This window comes from Paracoccus sp. L-17 (assembly GCF_056857655.1).
On record NZ_JBSXNM010000031.1, the window covers coordinates 30,264 to 47,143 of the forward strand.

The following is a 16,880-nucleotide window of genomic DNA, read 5'->3' on the forward strand; positions in this document are numbered from 1 at the left end:
AACCATTGAGCGAATTTCAGCGCAAAAGTTATCGAGAAGGGGGGATGGATTTACGCCCCGTGTTGCAGCGGGCCGATGTCAGTGATCGTTTGCAGCCGGCAAGCAGGAAAGGCTGCCTGATGAAGTGGCTGGCAGCCGGGCAGTCCGGACGCATGGCTGTTCCCGCACCCGAGGGTCATTTCTGCCTGTCCCGACAGGTCAGGTTCGGCGCGGCGTCTTTCTTTTCAGCCGCGGCGCCCCAAAGCGCAGCCAGGCCACGGATACCCACCAAAGCGCCGTGATCGACCAGAGATCGACCGTCAGGCGTCGCAGGACGCCCTGACCTTCCGGGTTCAACTGGAAGGCGTCGCCGATCACCGACAGCAGAACACTGGCGACGAATGCCCAAAGCCCGCCGCGACCGATCTGCTGCATGGCGACACCCGGCACGGTCGCGGCCAGCCACGCCATGGGCCGGGCCAGGGGCACCGCGACCAGCCAGGTCGCGGCGAGAATCGCCAGATAGCGTGTGCCGTCCAGGTCCCATTTGTTGATTTCGCCATAGATCAGCTTCAGCGCGTCGCGGAATTCTTTCGCGGGCTCGCCGATCTTGGCCCCGATCACGATCGCGGTGCCGAACAGGAACATGCCCGCTGCAAGGATCGTCAGAAGCCGCCGATGCGGCATCAGCGTCCGCATGATCCGATCGCGGAACAGCGCCATCGCGATGCCCGAATAGAACAGCATCTGCCAGCCGAACGGGTTGAAAAGCAGGCCCGCGCGGCTGTGGTTCGGGATGATCTGGTTGAGCAGCGGCGCGAACCACCACAGGACCAGCGATCCGATCGCGAAGCTGATGGGCCAGCGCCGCAGCAGCGGCACCAGCAGCGGCGCCGAAACGATCAGGATGACGTACAGCGCCAGCACGTCCAGAAGGTTTGGCTGCAACCACATCGTCGCCAGCACGCCGGAATAGCCCAGCGGGTTCTCGACCACCCATTCGGCATACTGGTTCCAGACCGCGGTATGGGACATGTCCAGCGCCAGCAGCCCGGCCGAAACCAGCGCCATGATCACCCCGCCCAGAACCAGCGCCCGCCAGACCTCGAACGAGCGCCGTGCAAAGCGCCATTGGGCGCTGCGCAATCCGTCCCGCTCCTCGACCGAATGCCAGACCAGGCCGACCAGAAAGCCCGACAGCAGGACGAACAGTTCTGCTGCGTCGAAGACCGAGAAATTGGCAAGCGTGAACCGCCGCAGGATCGAGATTGGCATATGGTCGATCATGATGCAGATCAGCGCGTAACCGCGCAGCATGTCGAGAACGATCAGGCGGTTCATTCAGGCAGCGCGCTCCATCGCCGCAACAGCGCGGCATCGGATATCAACGCTTCGGTTTCTTCCGGGTTCAGAAGATCAAGCGCCTGTTCGCGGCCCGCGGCATTGGCGATCTTTGCCCCGGCGGTGATCTGCGGCAGCCGCTCGGCCACAGGGCGGTCGGGCAGCGAAGTCAGCATGGCCAGGTGATGCGCCATACGGTCGGGATGCTGTGCCAGTTGCATGATCGCCGCACGGCCGGGCAGGGGGCGCGGCAGGGCGCGGATCGCCGCGCTGGCCTCGGTCAGGATCGGGGGATAATCGCGTTCCTCGGGTGTGACCAGCAGGCCGTTCATCCGTGCCCAGCGGCCGAAGACCGGGCTTGCCGACAGCCGGGATGTCAGCGGCGACAGGATCAGGCCGGCAAGAATCGGCGACAGCCAGATCAGTTGCGTCGGCGAGAACTGCGCCAGCACCAGCAGCGTGGCGACGCCCAGCAGCACGTGAATCCAGTGCCGCGCGATCACAACCTCCCAGCCGGGCATCGAGCCGGCCCGTTCTTGTGCGTTCCAGCCGCTGTCGCGGCCGCGCAGGATTTCGAAGATCTGGCGGGTCTGGATCAGCATCTGGACCGGCGCGATCAGGGCCGATAGCAGGATCTCGAACAGCGCGCTGGCAAAGATGCGGACCGGTCCGCCGGAATTGCGCGCCAGCGGCCGCGACCAGGCGCGCAAGGTCGCGATCAGTCTGGGCAGCAGCAGCAGCGCCATCGCCGCGATGAACAGATACAGCATCCGGCGGGCATCGAAGACCGGCCAGTCCGGAAAAAGCTGATAGGCGTTCGGGAAATATTCGGGCGTGGACAGCAGCACCGTGGCCGACAGGACCAGACCGACCAGCAGCAGCGCCAGCCAGATCGGGCTCATCAGAAAACCCAGGATGCCTATGGCGAAATGCACCAGGCTGATGGCCCGGGCGCCCTTGATCCCGAAGAGGCGCGCATGTTGCAGATTGCCCTGCGCCCAGCGGCGTTCGCGCGCGGCCATGTCCAGCAGCGTCGGCGGGCAACCCTCGTAGCTGCCGCGCAGGTCATGGTCCAGCCGCACCTTCCAGCCGGCGCGGCACAGAGCGGCAGCCTCGACGAAATCGTGGCTGAGAATGGTGCCGCCAAAGGGCGGTTTGCCCGACAGGCGCGGCAAGCCGCAGGCTTGGGCAAAGGCCGCCACCCGGATGATCGCGTTGTGGCCCCAGTAATTGCCCGTATCGCCCGACCAGGCCGAAACGCCGCGCGCGATCATCGGGCCATAGACCCGGCCGGCGAACTGGGTCAGCCGGGCAAAGATGGTCTCGCCGCCGACCAGGATCGGCATGGTCTGGATCAGGCCCAGATCGGGATCGGCATTCATGCGCGCGGACAGATCGCGAATGGTTTCTGCGGACAGCACGCTGTCTGCATCCAGCACCACCATCTGATCGTAGCGCCCGCCCCAGCGGCGGATGAATTCGGCCAGGTTGCCGGATTTGCGATCCTCGTTCGTTTCGCGCCGGCGATACCAGATCGGCACCGGCGAGGCGTCGCGGGCAGCCGCGACGATCAGGCTTTCGTTGACCGCAACGGCAGGATCGCGGCTGTCGGACAGAACGAAGATTTCGGCTCGGTTCGCGATGCCGGTCTGCTCCAGCCCCTTGGCCAGGGCTGTCAGCAGGCCCAGGCTTTGGGCGGCATTCTCGTGATAGACGGGCATCACCACGACGATGCGGGCATCATTGGGGCCGTCTGGCGTCGTCAGCCGGGGCGCGAACAGCCCCGCCAGCAGACCGCAGAAGGAAAATCCGACCCAGGCGAAGGTGGGCACGAACAATGCCAAAAGCGCAAGCTGCATCGGCGTCGGCTTGTCGCCGAAGGCCTCCAGCATCTGCATGAAGCCGATGACGGCGATCGCGGCGGTTCCGCCGAAGGTGATCAGCCGGGCCAGCCAGACCCGCGCGGATTCGGTTCGGCGCAGCCGCCGAGTTGCGGGCAGGGTCCGAAAGTCCTGCACCGGCATGGCGATCGGCGATTCGGGTGGAACCGGGCCGCCAGCCTCGGCAGAGGACGGCGCCGCAATCATGCCGACCAGCGCGCCAGCCAGGATTCGCTGAGGGCGACCCCCTGCTTGTCGGTCAGAAGCGCCTGCAGGTCGGCCACGGTGGCGTCGCCCGGCTCGAATTCGAAGGCCAGCCGCAGGACGCCCTGATCGGCAAGCGTCTTCAGGTAGGCATGGACGATCGTCCCGGCCGATGTCGTGACCTTCGATTCCGGCATCTCGCCGCCGAACAGGGACAGGTCGAAATCGACCACGAAGCTGCGCAGATCCTTGTTGTTGATGGATTGTCCGGAACGGACCTGGCGCACCTTGGCCAGCGGCATGTCGTTCGGCGGCAGCGGCGCGAAACTGAGACGATAGCGGAAATCGTGCCGCTTGCCGCGCGCCAGCGGATCCTTGGGCAGCCAGTAGGTGACGATATTGTCGTTGAACTCGTTTTCGACCGGGATTTCGATCAGGCGGACCTCGCCCTCGCCCCAGTCGCTTTCGGGCTGGATCCAGGCCGAGGGGCGCTGGTTATACATCGCCTCGGCGTCCTGATAATCGCCGAAGTCGCGGTTGCGCTGGATCAGGCCGAAGCCGCGCGGAGACTTGTCCACGAAGGACGAAATCTGCAGGTTCTTGTGCGAGGCAAGGCTGCGCCACAATGCCTGGCCGGCGCCGGTATGCATCTGCAAGCCGTCGCTGTCATGCACGGCGGGGCGGTAATCGTCCACCGCGCGCCGGCTGGCCGGGCTGAACCAGAACATCGAAGTCAACGGCGCGATGCCGGTATTTTGCAGATCGACGCGCGGAAACAGCGCAAGCCGCGTCCGAACCATCGTCACCGCGCCGGGATTGATGTCGAACTGATAGGCGCCCGTCACCGACTTGCTGTCCAGAAGCGCGTGAATGCGCACCCATTCGGATCCCTCCGAGGGGCGGTGGATCCAGAAATCGGTGAACAGCGGAAATTCTTCGCCATCCGGGCTGCCGGTCTTGATCGCCAGACCCCGCGCCGACAGGCCATAGAGGGTGCCGCGCGCGACGGCGCGAAAATAGCTTGCGCCCTGGAAAACCGCGAATTCGTCCATCACGTCGGGCCGGTTCAGCCGCGTGCGAAGCCGGAAACCCGACCATCCCATGTCGCCGATATCGTCCAGGTTCGCGCCGTCGGGAAACTGGGCCGGATCGAAATCCAGCAGGCGCGGATCGAATTCGAACTTCTGCGGAACTCCGTCGCGCACGATGTTGATGCCGATCGGCTCATAAAAGATCGCGCCTGGCGGCAGCAGGTCCATGCCGAACTGGTTCTGATCGCTCAGCGGATCGGCGTCGCGCCGGAACCTTATACCGCGATACTGGTCATAATTCAGGTCCGCGAAGCTGCCCACCAGTTTCGCCACCGGCTGCTCATGAACGGCTTCGGCCCGTTTGGCGGCGATCGCGGCCACGTCTTCGAAACCGAAATCCGTCCTTGCGCCTTCGGGCGGCGTGTCGATCGTCGATTCGTCAGAACTCGATTGTGCCTGGGCCGGCGTCGCGGCAAAGACGCTGCCGGCTGCCAGCGCCGTGGCGGCATTGAGGAAATTTCGTCGCTTCATCTTTGGAGGCAGTTCGCAAGAGCCGGTTCAGTATAGGGACTGCGCCGCAGCGCAACAAGTCGCGTCGGTCGCCGGAAAAGCGACCCTGAGTTGTGTGTGGCGTCGCCCGATCGCGCCCAGGGGCGATTCGGGCGATTTTCCGCCTATTGTCGGGCCAGCCATTCGGTCACCGGCCGGCGCAGGTTGTGCATTCCCGATGCCTCGGCCTCGTCGATGACCTGCCGAAGATCGGCGATCGAGACGCGACGGATCAGATGCTTGACCGGGCCGATCGAGGCCGGACGCATCGACAGGCGTCGGATGCCCAGGGCCGCAAAGGTCAATGCCTCGATCGGGCGGCCGGCATCCTCGCCGCAGAAGGACAGCGGCACGCGCGCCTCTTCGCAGCGCAGCACGATCTGGCGCAGCAATGCGAGAAAGGGCACGTTCAGCGTGTCATATCGGCGTCGGACGCGTTCGTTTTCGCGGTCGGCCGCGTAGAAGAACTGCTTCAGGTCGTTGCCGCCGATCGAGACGAAGTCGCACATCTCGAAGAACTTTTTCGGAGCGAAGGCCAGCGAGGGCGTCTCGAGCATCGCGCCCACGCGAATGTCGGTCGGCAGGTCACGGCCCACCCGCTGTTCTCGCGACATTTCCTGCATGAGGATGCGATAGGCGTCCTCGTATTCGCTGATATCGGCGATGAAGGGGAACATGACGTGCAAGGGGCGTCCGGCGGCCGCCCGGATCAGCGCCTGAAGCTGCATCCGCAGAATGCCACGCTTGTCCAGGCCGACACGGATCGCGCGCCAGCCCATCGCCGGGTTGGGCTCGTCCTGGGGCTTCATGTAGGGCAGCACCTTGTCCGACCCGATGTCCAGCGTCCGGAACATCACCTGCTTGCCCTTGGCGTTGTCCATGACCCGGCGATACAATTCGGCCAGTTCTCCCCGTCGCGGGACGTGGTTGCGGATCAGGAACTGCAATTCGGTCCGGAACAGGCCCACGCCCTCGGCCCCCGACCCTTCCAGCGAGGGCAGGTCGGCCATCAGGCCCGCATTCATGTAAAGCTGGATCGTGGTGCCGCAACTGCCGGTCGCGGGAAGCCGGCGCAGGCTGGCATAGCGGTTCTGAGCCTCGGCCTGCATCGCCATCTTGTCGCGAAAGGCCAGCGCCACCGTGTCCTCGGGGCGCAGATGGACAATGCCCTGATCGCCATCGACGAGGATCGGATCGCCATTCAGCGCCTCGGTCGTGATGCGGGCGGCGTGGATGACCAGTGGAATCGCCAGCGCCCGCGCCACGATCGCCGCGTGAGAGCCGACCGATCCTTCCTCCAGCACCACGCCCTTCAGCCGCCGTCCGTATTCCAGCAATTCGGCGGGGCCGATATTGCGGGCGATCAGGATCGGATCCGCGGGCATCTCGGCGCCTGTATCGACGCCCTGTCCGGTCAGGATCCGCAACAGCCGGTTGGACAGGTCGTCCAGATCATGCAGGCGGTCGCGAAGATAGGGATCGGCCGACATTTCCAGCCGTGCACGGGCAGCGGATTGTTCCTTCTCGACCGCCGCTTCGGCGGAAAGGCCCAGTTGGATGTCTTCTTCCATCCGCTTCAGCCAGGACCGCGAATGGGCGAACATGCGATAGGTTTCCAAAACGGCCGTGTGATCGCCATCGGCCCCCATGTCGGCGGCGGCGACCATCGAATCGACCCGTTCCCGCAGCCGTTCCACGCCCTCGTGCAGCCGCGCCCTTTCGGTTTCGGGATCGTCGCCGACGGGGTTGGCGATGACCACGCGCGGCTCGTGCAGCCAGACATGACCCTCGGCCGCGCCTTCCTGTCCGGTGGTGCCGCGCAGCATCAGCGGAAAGCGGTGGGCCTGCGGCAGGCTGTCGGCCTGGGTGCCCTGGAAGGCGCCCAGTTCGGTCATTTCCGCCAGCACCATTGCCACCACTTCCAGGCCGTAGACCTCGTCATCGCTGAACAGGCGGGCATCGCGCGACTGCACGACCAGAACGCCCAGTTTCTCGCCCACGCGCTGGATCGGCACGCCGAGAAAGCTGGGAAAGACCTCTTCGCCGGTTTCGGGCATGAAGCGGAATCCGGGCATCGCGGGCGCGTCGGCGGTGTTCATGTAGCGGCCGGTCCGTGCGACGCGCCCGACCAGGCCTTCGCCCAGCCTCAGCCTGGTCTGGTGAACGGCCTCGGCGCGCAGACCTTCGGTGGCGCAAAGCTCCAGCGTCTCGGGGTCGCGAAACAGATAGATCGAGCACACATCGGTGCCCATCGAATCGGCAATGTTGTGGGTGATCTGGTCAAGCCTGTCCTGACCGTCGCCGGCGGCGGCCAGAATTTCCTTCAGCCGCCGCAGCAGCTTGCGCGAATCACTGTCCTTGCGGTCCTGCAATGCCTTCCCGCCTTCCGTCGTCGCGTCCGGCCCGAGGGCCTGTCGGTTCGGGATCACCCGAGGGGATCAGGCCGCTTCGAGGCCGAAGGCATCATGCAGCGCCTGAACGGCCAGTTCCATATATTTGCGGTCGATCAGAACGGAAATCTTGATTTCGCTGGTGGCGATGACCTTGATGTTGATGTTTTCCTCGGCAAGGGCCTTGAACATCCGGGCTGCGACGCCGGCATGGCTGCGCATCCCGATGCCCACCACGCTGACCTTGGCGACCTCGGTATCGACGATCAATTCGTCATACGAAACCGTGCCCGCGGCGCGGGCCTGTTCCATGGCGCGCTTGGCGCGATCCACCTGATTGATCGGCACCGAGAAGGTCATGTCCGTGACCGAGCCCTGGTGATGTTCGAAATTCTTCTCGGAGATGTTCTGCACGATCATGTCCACGTTCACGCCCGCATCCGCCAGGGGCGCGAAGATGCCGGCGGAAATGCCGGGACGGTCCTCGACCGTGACAAGGGTGATCTTGGCTTCCTCGCGGGAATAGGCGACGCCATTGACGACTTTCGATTCCATGATTTCTCCCTCATCGCAGACCAGCGTGCCCGAATCTTCGGTCGTGTCCTCGAACGAGGATAACACGCGCAGCCGCACCTTGTAGCGCATCGCCAGCTCGACCGAGCGGGTCTGCAGCACCTTCGCGCCAAGACTGGCCAGTTCCAGCATCTCCTCGAACGCGATCCTGTCCAGCTTGCGCGCTTTCGAGGTGATGCGCGGGTCGGTCGTGTAGATGCCATCGACATCGGTATAGATGTCGCAGCGTTCGGCGTCGAAGGCGGCCGCGAAGGCCACGGCGGTCGTGTCCGATCCGCCCCGGCCCAGCGTGGTGATCCGGCCATCGGGCGCCAGACCCTGGAAACCCGCGACCACCGCGACCCGGAAGCCTTCGGCGAACTTCTGATCCAGATTGCCGCGCGGGATATCGACGAAACGCGCCGCGGAATGTTGCGCGGTGGTGTTGATCGGCACCTGCCAGCCCTGCCAGCTGCGCGCCGGAACGCCCATTTCCTGAAGCGTCAGCGCCATCAATCCGGCGGTGACGTTCTCGCCCGAACTGACCACGGCATCATATTCGCGCGCATCAAACAGCGGCGAGGTCTTCTCGACCCAGCCGACCAGCTCGTTGGTCTTGCCGGACATGGCGCTGACGATGACGATGACGTCATGGCCGCGCTCGACCTCGCGCTGCACCTTCGCGGCGGCATTCCTGATCCGGTCCAGATCGGCGACCGAGGTGCCGCCGAATTTCATCACCAGAAGCGGCATCGCGGGCCTCCAGCCAAGGGTTTCTTTCGGCGCGGCTTGTATGGGCGGGGGGATGAAACCGCAAGAGGCAAGGCGGGTGACGGGGGCGGCAGGGGGCGCTGCCCCCTCGTCGCGTTCCGCGACGACCCCCGAGGTATTTTCCAAGAGTGCGAAGGTGCCGGTTCAGTTGGATTTCTGGCGCGGAAGGAAAGGCAGCGGCGCGATCGGAACTCCGTCCTCGATCAGCTTTTTCGCCTCGTCCGGGCGCGCCTCGCCGTGGATGGCGCGGCCCGGACTGCGGCCTTCATGCATGGCGCGCGCCTCGTCGGCGAATTTCAGTCCGACATAATCGGAATTCTTCTCGACATGGCGGCGCAGTCGGTCCAATGCGGCCTGGGCCGGATTGACGGGCGCGGACAGGGGTCTGGCCGTCTTTGCCGCCACCGAGGGGCTCATCAGGGTCTTTTCAACGCTGGTCGATCCGCATTGCGCGCAGGACAGCCGCGCCGAGTCGCGCATCGTCTCGAACGCATCGGACGAACGAAACCAGCCATCGAAATCATGGCCCTGGTCGCAGCGCAGGCTGTAGCGGATCATCGCGGCTCCGTCTTGCTCATGCGGGCTATATCGTGATCCGCGCGGTCCTGCGCAAGATTGGCGAGCCTGTCGATCAGCGCCGACGGGTCGCGCGCCTCCGCCTCCAGCACTCCGCGTGCGGCCCGGCCCAGAGCGCGGGCACGGGCGCCATCGCCCGCCAGGCCGATGATCTGCGCCGGAAGTGACGTGCTGGTCACCGCCAGTGCCGCGTCCTGAGCATGAAGCGCGCCATAGCTTTCGGTGAAATTCGCGACATGCGGGCCATGCAGAATGGCGCAGCGATGGGCCGCCGGTTCCCAGGGCGTGTGGCCGCCACGATCGGCCAGCGACCCGCCGACGATGCAGATTCCCGCCTGGTCATACCAGCGCGGCATCTCGCCCAACGTGTCGGCCAGCAGCAGCGGCGCTGTCGCGGCGCCCCGCGAAACGCGGGCGACGGGCAGGCCGCGGGCGGCGATCAGCGCCGCGACCTCGTCGCCGCGCCGGGGGTGACGGATGGCCAGGATCAGGCGAAGGTCGGGATGCGCGCGGCGGGCTGCAATCCAGGCGTCGAGGATCGTGGCCTCCTCGCCCTCGTGGGTCGAGGCGGCAAGGATGGTCCGGTCGCGCCGCCGGTTGTCGGGGGGCGGGGTGATCCGCGCCGGTGCCAGCAATTTCAGGTCGAGGCGCGGCAACAGGCACGCGGGGTCGAGCCCCAGGTCGCACAGCCGCGTCTCGCTGGCCGCGTCCTGCGCCGAAAGCGCGGCAAGGCGGGTCAGCATCGGACCAATGATGCCGGGCAGCCGCCGCCATGTCGCCGCCGAACGGGCCGACATCCGTGCGCCGATCATGGCCTGCGCGATCCCCCGTTGCGCCAGCATCCGCGACCGAAGCGGCCAGAATTCGTTTTCCAGCGTCACCAGCAGACCCGGCCGCGCCGCGTCTAGGAAACGCGACAGCGCCGCGGGCGAATCCAGCGGAGCCAGCCGGGCGGAAAGGCCCCAGCCTGCCGCAAGATCCCGGCCGGTTTCGGTATTGGCGGTGACAAGCACCGGCAGGCGCCGGGCCAGTTCCAGGATGATCTCCTGTCCGGACTGCAACTCGCCCACCGAGGCGCCGTGGAACCAGATCCGGCAGCGGGCGGGCGGGGCGCCGATCGCCAGCCGCTGCCGCAAGTCGGCCTGGCCGCCCAACGCGACCCGCAGCCGCAAGGCGGCTTCGACAAGGCGGGTCGTGGCGGCATAGATCATCGGCTTCGTCTCGCGGCGGTTCTCGCGGCCGGTCGCAGTCGGAATGCCGCCATTCCCTCCTAGGCGGCAGGCGGGCGCAAGTAAATGTGCCCCACCCCGGACCGGAAGGTGCAGAAAGGGCCCGGCCACCCTTGCCGGGCGGGAATGCTGCGCGTCGATCAGGGGACTTTCTGGAGGTGGGTACCGGAATCGAACCGGTCTTCACGGATTTGCAATCCGGTGCGTAACCACTCCGCCAACCCACCGATCTTCAGAGTGCGAATGATTTAGTGGATCGGCGCTGACGGCGCAAGACGGGAATGAGCGGCGTTGCCCGCATCCCGGAATCGTGGCAGTAAGCAGACAAAGCAGGTCGCATAAGGGCCCGACATGACCGATTTCGCCGCGCGCCGCACCATGATGGTGGATACCCAGGTTCGTCCCAACGATGTCACGAAATTCCCGGTGATCGAAGCGATGCTGGCTGTTCCCCGCGAGGAATTCGTTCCCGCCGGCCGCCGCGCCGTGGCCTATTCCGGCGAGAATCTGGATATCGGACGCGGCCGTGTCCTGCTGGAGCCGCGGACACTGGCCAAGATGGTGGACGCGCTGGACATCCAGCCGGATGACCTGATTCTGGATCTGGGGTGTGGATATGGGTATTCCGCGGCCGTGATGGCGCGCATGGCCGAGGCGGTCGTCGCCATCGAGGACGACGCCGACATGGCCGCCGAGGCCGAACGCCGGCTGGCCGAGGCCGATGTCTTCAACGTCGCCGTGCTCGAGGGACCGCTATCCGAAGGCGCAGCGCGTCAAGGGCCCTATGACGCCATCCTGATCGAGGGCGCGGTCCAGCAGGTTCCGGCCGCCATTGAAGACCAGTTGAAGGAAGGCGGCCGCATCGCGGCTCTGTTCGACGAGGGACGGCTGGGCGTTGTCCGCATCGGCCATCGCCTGAACGACCGCGTGAACTGGCGCTATGCCTTCAACGCCCATGCCCCGCTCTTGCCGGGCTTTACCCGCGAACGGAGGTTCAGCCTGTGATCTTTCGCACCTGTTTTCGCGCGCTTGTCCTGTCATCGATCCTGGGCGGCGCGATCGCCCTTCCCGCGCGCGCCCAGTCCCTGGCCGACACGATGGTTGCGGCCTATCGCGATTCGGCGCTGATGGATCAGAACCGGGCCGTGCTGCGGGCGGCGGACGAGGATGTCGCCAGCGCGATCGCCCAGCTTCGCCCCGTGGTCCAGTGGATCGCCAGCCATGACGTGCAGCAAAGCGAGGGCGGGCTGACGACGCGATCGACCTCGTTGCAGATCGGGGCTGAAATGACGCTCTACGACTGGGGCAGATCGCAGCTTGCCATCGATTCCGCCAAGGAACAGGTAATGGCCACGCGGCAGGCGCTGGTGAATGTCGAACAGAACGTTCTGCTTGATGCCACAGCCTCCTTTTTCGAGGTTCGCCGCGCCACCGAGCAGGTGGCCTTGCAGCAGAATTCGGTCGGGGTTCTGTCGCGCGAAAGGCAGGCCGCGCAGGATCGCTTTGACGTGGGCGAGATCACCGTGACCGATGTGGCCCTGGCCGATGCGCAACTGGCCGCGACCCAGGCGGCGCTGGCCTCCGCGCAGGGTCAACTTGAAATCGCGCGCGAAGGCTATCTGGCGGCGACCGGGCGGAAACCCACCGGCCTGAGCGCGCCGCCGCCGCTGCCCAAACTGCCGGCATCGGTCAATGCCGCGCGGGCCATTGCGCAGAAGAACCATCCGGCGATCCTTCAGGCCCAGCGTCAGGCCGCCGCCGCCGAACTGGGCGTGGCGGCCGCCGCGGCCGAACGCAATCCCACCTTGTCGGGCAATCTCGGCGTGGGCGTGACCCGCAGTCCCAGCACGTTTTCCGGCGTCTACGACAATCGTGCCACTGCCTCTGTTGGGGTGCAATTGAACCAGACGATCTATTCCGGCGGCCGCCTGCCATCGGCACAGCGCAAGGCGATGGCCGCGCGCGACCAGGCGCGGGCGGCGCTGCTGAACACATCGCGGCAGATCAGCCAGCAGGTCGGCGAAGCCTGGGCCAATATCCAGGTGGCGCGGGCGCAGATCGGTGCCATCGACCAGCAGATCACCGCCGCGCAGCAAGCCTATGAAGGTGTGCGCGAAGAGGCGCTGCTGGGTGCGCGGACGACGCTGGACGTGCTGGATTCGGAACAATCCCTGCTGCAGGCGCGGGCCGACAAGATCACCGCCGAATCCAATCTGCAATTAGCACATTATCAACTTTTGGCTGCTATGGGTCTGTTGACGGTAGAAAACCTGAAACTTGGGATTCCGACCTATGACCCATCACAATACTACAATGCCGTGCGTGATGCGCCCTATACCAGCAAGCAGGGCGAAAGCCTTGATCGCGTCCTGCGCGCCATCGGCCGCAAGCAATGACGCCCGCGCCATGGGGGTGACCCATGGCTGAGCGACAGATCCAGTCCGCAGCGCGGCTGTCCGAGGATATCGGCGATGTGCTGACCGCCATCCGCCGCCTGATCGCGGAGGATGAAGCTTTGTCCGCCGCACGGGATCGCCTGATCGACGATCGAGAAACCGCGTCTCGTGTCATCGACGAGGATTCGGCCGAATTTCTGGCACGACGTCACGGTGGAAACGCCGCTCTTGCCCGACAACTGGCGCGGTCGCGTTTCGGCGACGCGGCGGTCGAGCCCGAGGCGGAGGGTTGGCCGCTGGGTCAGGCCGCGAATGGCGCCGATGCCGCCCGGCCCAGGCCGATCATGCCGGAAACGCCCCCCGAGCCGCCGCAAAGGCCCGATGAAGCAGGTCGCGTTGTTCGCCACGCCGATACCGAGGCTGTGGCGGAATTGCCGGGCAGCGAACTTGCGTGCCACATGTCCGCAACAACCCCGCAGCCCGAGGGCTCGTTCTCGGGACGAATCGGAGCGTCGTTTTCCGCGCCCTCGCCACATCAGCCGGTTCCGCCCGCGCCTCGGCCGCTTCGTCTGGACGTGGCCCGCCGGGTCAATTCGGGTCCGCTGCGTGACTTGCCTAGAGACCGGAACGCCGGGATTGATGCGAAATCGGCTTCGGATGAGGATCCTTTGCCGGACCTGCGCCGGGGCAGTGATGCGGCCGGGCCGACCCCTCTGCACGATTTCGAGGCCATGATGGAGGAAGACGCCTTCGCCGAAGCCTTTGACTGGAAGGCCCGGATGCGCCCCGAACCGGCGGATGGGGGCGCGATGAACGACTCGGCGCCGATCGCGGTAAAATCCCTGCCAGAACGGAAGTCCGCGGCAGAGACTGCCGAAAGCAGCCAGCCACGATCTGCGTCCGATCCGGTCCCGGAACTGGCAGCCAGCGAACCCGTTCCGGAGGCGAGAATCGCGCCGCTTGCCGCCGCCGCGGGGGCCTGCGAGGTCTGGCATCGCCCGACCGCTGAAATCGCATCGATCCCGACCGGGTCGGCGGCGCAGGAAACAGCCGTTTCTCCGGTTCCTGCCGAGGCGCCGGTCGCGGCAGCCAATGAACCCGCCAGCCCGCAACATCAGCCTGAAGTGGAAGAGCAGGGCATCCGCGATCTGCTGCGCGAGATGATCCAGGAGGAATTGCAGGGCGAGATGGGTCAGCGCTTTTCACGCAACCTGCGCGCCGTGATCCGCCGCGAGATCGCGGCCGCCATGGACGATCAGCTGGACCGGATCTGATCGGAGCCGAGGATTCATCGAAAAGGCCGCGCATTCACCGAATCGCGCGGCCTTCTTGTTTTCGTCACTCCGGATTCACCCCGCTCGCGCGGCTTTCAACGCCTTGGTCCACCAGACAAGATCTTCAAGCGTCGCTTTCAGGGACGCCGCCAGATGATCCTCGATCTCGCTCATCGGTGCATCCTCGCCCATGGGAGAAACCTTGAGGAAATCGCCGCCGCCGATATGGACCGCATTGCGCAGCGGCGCCATCTGCAATTCCACGGCGATCATCCGCAGATGCTCCAGCGCCCTCGCGCCCCCCGCGCCGCCATAGGCCAGCGCGGTCATCGGCTTGCGGTTCCATTCCTTGTAGGCCTGATCCATGGCGTTCTTCAGCGCCCCGGGGACCGAGTGGTTGTATTCGGCCAGCACGAACATGAAGCCGTCGAAACCGTCCAGCTTCCTCTGCCAGGCCAGCGCGTTCGGATCCTTGGATTCGACCCACAGATTCGACGCGGCCTCGTTGAAGAATGGAAGGTTCTGTTCGCGCAGGTCGACCTTCTCGAAGTCCAGATCAGGGTGATCCGCGACCTGCGCCATAAGCCACTCCGCGGGCTTGTCGGCGAAACGGGCGTCGCGCGTGGAACTGACGATGACGGCAATCCGGGGTCTGGCCATGACCTGTCCTTTCTTCGTTGGGCAATATCCCCACCAACGCGATCGCGACCTGACCGGTTGCAAGGGCTTTTGCGCATCCGCGCACAGCGGCGGTGCGGCCCTGCACAGCCTCCTGGCGCCGCGTCTGCCCCTTGCCCCGCGCCTCGGGCGGTGCTCTATGGATGACATGAAGACATCCGACAATCCCGCCGATCCCTTCAAGAAGGCCCTGACCGAGGCCACGCGCGCGCTTGCCGACGAGCATGAGTTGAACGTGACCTTCAGCGCCGATCCGTCCGGTGTCGCCGGCGACACGATGCGCCTGCCGCAGATCAGCCGTCGCATGGGCCGGCAAGAGGTGCTGCTGGCGCGCGGAACCGCCGATGCCCTTGCGATGCGGATGCGCCATCACGACGCGGCGACCCATGCGAAATTTGCGCCAGCAGGTCCGATGGCGCGCGAGATTTACGAAGCCATGGAAACCGCCCGCTGCGAGGCTCTGGGCGCGCGCGACATGCCCGGCGCCCTGTCCAACATCGATGCCAGGATCGGCGCCGAGGCCGACAAGAAGGGTTATGCCCAGATCAAGGCTCCGGCCGATGCGCCACTGTCGGTGGCCGCGGGCTATATCCTTCGGCAGGCCGCGACCGGCCGGGCCCTGCCCGTGGGTGCGCAGCATGTCGCCGATCTGTGGCGGCCCTTCATCGAACAGCAGGCGGGCGAAACGCTGGGCGATCTTCGTGAAACCCTGGCCGATCAGGCGGCCTTCGCGCGACTTGCGCGGCGCGCCATCAGCGATCTGGGTTATGGTGATCAACTGGGCGAGGATCCCGACGAACCCGAGGATGATGCCGCCGAGGAAGACGCCGAACAGGACGAGGAGGCCGGCGACAACCAGGCGCGCGACCAGGATGACAGCGAGGATGGCGAAGGCTCGCCCGAGCGCAGTCAGGAACAGCAGCAGGACGAACGTCAGGCCCAGGTCAGCATGGACGATCAGGCCGATGACGAGTTGACCGACGAGGCCGAGATGCCGGATGCGGAAGCGCCGCCCGACCTTCCGCCGCCGGTCAGCGAGGCCAGCCCCGATTACCGTGTGTTCTCGCAGAACTGGGACGAGGAAATCCGCGCCGACGATCTGGCCGACCCGGCCGAACTGGAGCGTCTGCGCGCCTATCTGGACAAGCAGCTTGAACCGCTGCGCGGTGCGGTCAGCCGGCTGGCCAACAAACTGCAACGCCGCCTTCAGGCGCAGCAGAACCGCAGCTGGGAATTCGACAAGGAGGAAGGCGTTCTGGATGCCGGCCGCCTGGCCCGCGTTGTGGCCAACCCGACCACGCCGCTGAGCTTCAAGGTCGAAAAGGACATGGAGTTCCGCGATACCGTGGTGACGCTGCTGATCGACAATTCCGGCTCCATGCGCGGCCGACCCATCTCGATCGCGGCGATCTGCGCCGACGTGCTGGCCCGGACGCTGGAACGGTGCAGCGTCAAGGTCGAGATCCTGGGCTTTACCACCCGCGCGTGGAAGGGGGGGCAGGCCCGCGAGGAATGGTTGAAACAGGGTCGTCCGTCCCAGCCGGGCCGCCTGAACGATCTGCGCCACATCATCTACAAGCCCGCGGATGCGCCCTGGCGTCGTGTCAGGCCGAATCTGGGCCTGATGATGAAGGAAGGGCTGCTGAAGGAAAACATCGACGGCGAGGCGCTGGAATGGGCGCATCGGCGGCTGGCAAAGCGGGCCGAAGCGCGCAAGATCCTGATGGTCATCTCGGACGGCGCGCCGGTCGATGATTCGACCCTGTCGGTCAATCCGGCCAATTATCTGGAAAAGCACCTGCGCGACGTGATCGCCATGGTCGAGAAGAAACGCGCCGTCGAATTGCTGGCCATCGGCATCGGTCACGATGTGACCCGCTATTACGACCGGGCTGTCACCATCACGGATGCCGAACAGCTGGCCGGTGCGATCACGGAACAACTGGCTGCGCTGTTCGACAGCGACCCGCGCAAGCGCGCGCGCGTTCTGGGCATGGCGGCAATGCGCCGCGCCTGAGGCGCGGGATCCG

At 65.7% G+C, this 16,880-nt stretch carries 12 protein-coding genes and 1 tRNA gene; 4 read left to right on the forward strand and 9 right to left on the reverse strand.

Annotation, left to right across the window (positions count from 1 at the left end; genetic code table 11):
- Positions 1–198 precede the first annotated feature (198 nt).
- From opgC to AC13CR_RS05710, 8 genes are all read right to left on the reverse strand, one after another.
- Positions 199–1,320 carry an OpgC domain-containing protein gene (opgC, locus tag AC13CR_RS05675; RefSeq protein WP_292953743.1) on the reverse strand — a complete coding sequence of 374 codons (1,122 nt, stop codon included), beginning with the start codon at positions 1,318–1,320 and terminating at the stop codon, positions 199–201.
- Positions 1,317–3,407: a glucans biosynthesis glucosyltransferase MdoH gene (gene mdoH / locus AC13CR_RS05680; protein WP_292953746.1), complete on the reverse strand. Its 2,091-nt coding sequence runs from the start codon at positions 3,405–3,407 to the stop codon at positions 1,317–1,319. Before mdoH ends, opgC begins: the two co-directional genes overlap by 4 nt.
- Positions 3,404–4,966 carry an OpgD/OpgG family glucan biosynthesis protein gene (locus tag AC13CR_RS05685; protein WP_292953749.1) on the reverse strand — a complete coding sequence of 521 codons (1,563 nt, stop codon included), beginning with the start codon at positions 4,964–4,966 and terminating at the stop codon, positions 3,404–3,406. The genes mdoH and AC13CR_RS05685 overlap by 4 nt, the downstream gene beginning before the upstream one ends.
- 143 nt (positions 4,967–5,109) lie before the next feature.
- The gene (gene ptsP / locus AC13CR_RS05690) at positions 5,110–7,356 is read right to left on the reverse strand and encodes a phosphoenolpyruvate--protein phosphotransferase (protein WP_293767180.1); all 2,247 of its coding nucleotides are present in this window, start codon (positions 7,354–7,356) and stop codon (positions 5,110–5,112) included.
- A gap of 66 nt (positions 7,357–7,422) precedes the next feature.
- Positions 7,423–8,679, reverse strand: coding sequence for an aspartate kinase (locus AC13CR_RS05695; RefSeq protein WP_292953750.1), 1,257 nt, complete (start codon positions 8,677–8,679; stop codon positions 7,423–7,425).
- 162 nt (positions 8,680–8,841) lie between these two features.
- On the reverse strand, positions 8,842–9,255 hold the full coding sequence (locus AC13CR_RS05700) for a DUF1178 family protein (RefSeq protein ID WP_292953752.1): 414 nt from the start codon (positions 9,253–9,255) through the stop codon (positions 8,842–8,844).
- Entirely contained in the window at positions 9,252–10,484 is a 1,233-nt protein-coding gene (locus AC13CR_RS05705; RefSeq protein ID WP_292953754.1) for a 3-deoxy-D-manno-octulosonic acid transferase, read from the reverse strand. The genes AC13CR_RS05700 and AC13CR_RS05705 overlap by 4 nt, the downstream gene beginning before the upstream one ends.
- A 171-nt stretch (positions 10,485–10,655) precedes the next feature.
- A tRNA-Cys gene (locus tag AC13CR_RS05710) sits at positions 10,656–10,729 on the reverse strand.
- Between the two features lie 124 nt (positions 10,730–10,853).
- Between AC13CR_RS05710 and AC13CR_RS05715 the strand changes: the two genes are divergently transcribed.
- Genes AC13CR_RS05715 through AC13CR_RS05725 form a run of 3 tightly spaced genes read left to right on the forward strand, consistent with a single transcriptional unit; the run spans position 10,854 to position 14,172 of the window.
- Positions 10,854–11,507 (forward strand): protein-L-isoaspartate O-methyltransferase family protein, encoded by a 654-nt coding sequence (locus AC13CR_RS05715; protein WP_292953756.1) that lies wholly within the window; start codon positions 10,854–10,856, stop codon positions 11,505–11,507.
- Positions 11,507–12,898: a TolC family outer membrane protein gene (locus AC13CR_RS05720; protein WP_292953768.1), complete on the forward strand. Its 1,392-nt coding sequence runs from the start codon at positions 11,507–11,509 to the stop codon at positions 12,896–12,898. The genes AC13CR_RS05715 and AC13CR_RS05720 overlap by 1 nt, the downstream gene beginning before the upstream one ends.
- Positions 12,899–12,921: 23 nt before the next feature.
- Positions 12,922–14,172, forward strand: a complete 1,251-nt coding sequence (locus AC13CR_RS05725) for a hypothetical protein (RefSeq protein ID WP_292953759.1) — start codon at positions 12,922–12,924, stop codon at positions 14,170–14,172.
- Between the two features lie 75 nt (positions 14,173–14,247).
- Here the strand turns inward: AC13CR_RS05725 and AC13CR_RS05730 are convergent, their stop codons facing one another.
- A complete protein-coding gene (locus AC13CR_RS05730) occupies positions 14,248–14,832 on the reverse strand; it encodes an NADPH-dependent FMN reductase (protein WP_292978049.1) in 585 nt (194 codons plus the stop codon).
- A gap of 166 nt (positions 14,833–14,998) precedes the next feature.
- On the opposite strand from AC13CR_RS05730, the gene cobT reads away from it, so the two are divergent.
- Entirely contained in the window at positions 14,999–16,867 is a 1,869-nt protein-coding gene (cobT, locus tag AC13CR_RS05735; RefSeq protein WP_292957119.1) for a cobaltochelatase subunit CobT, read from the forward strand.
- Positions 16,868–16,880: the final 13 nt, after the last annotated feature.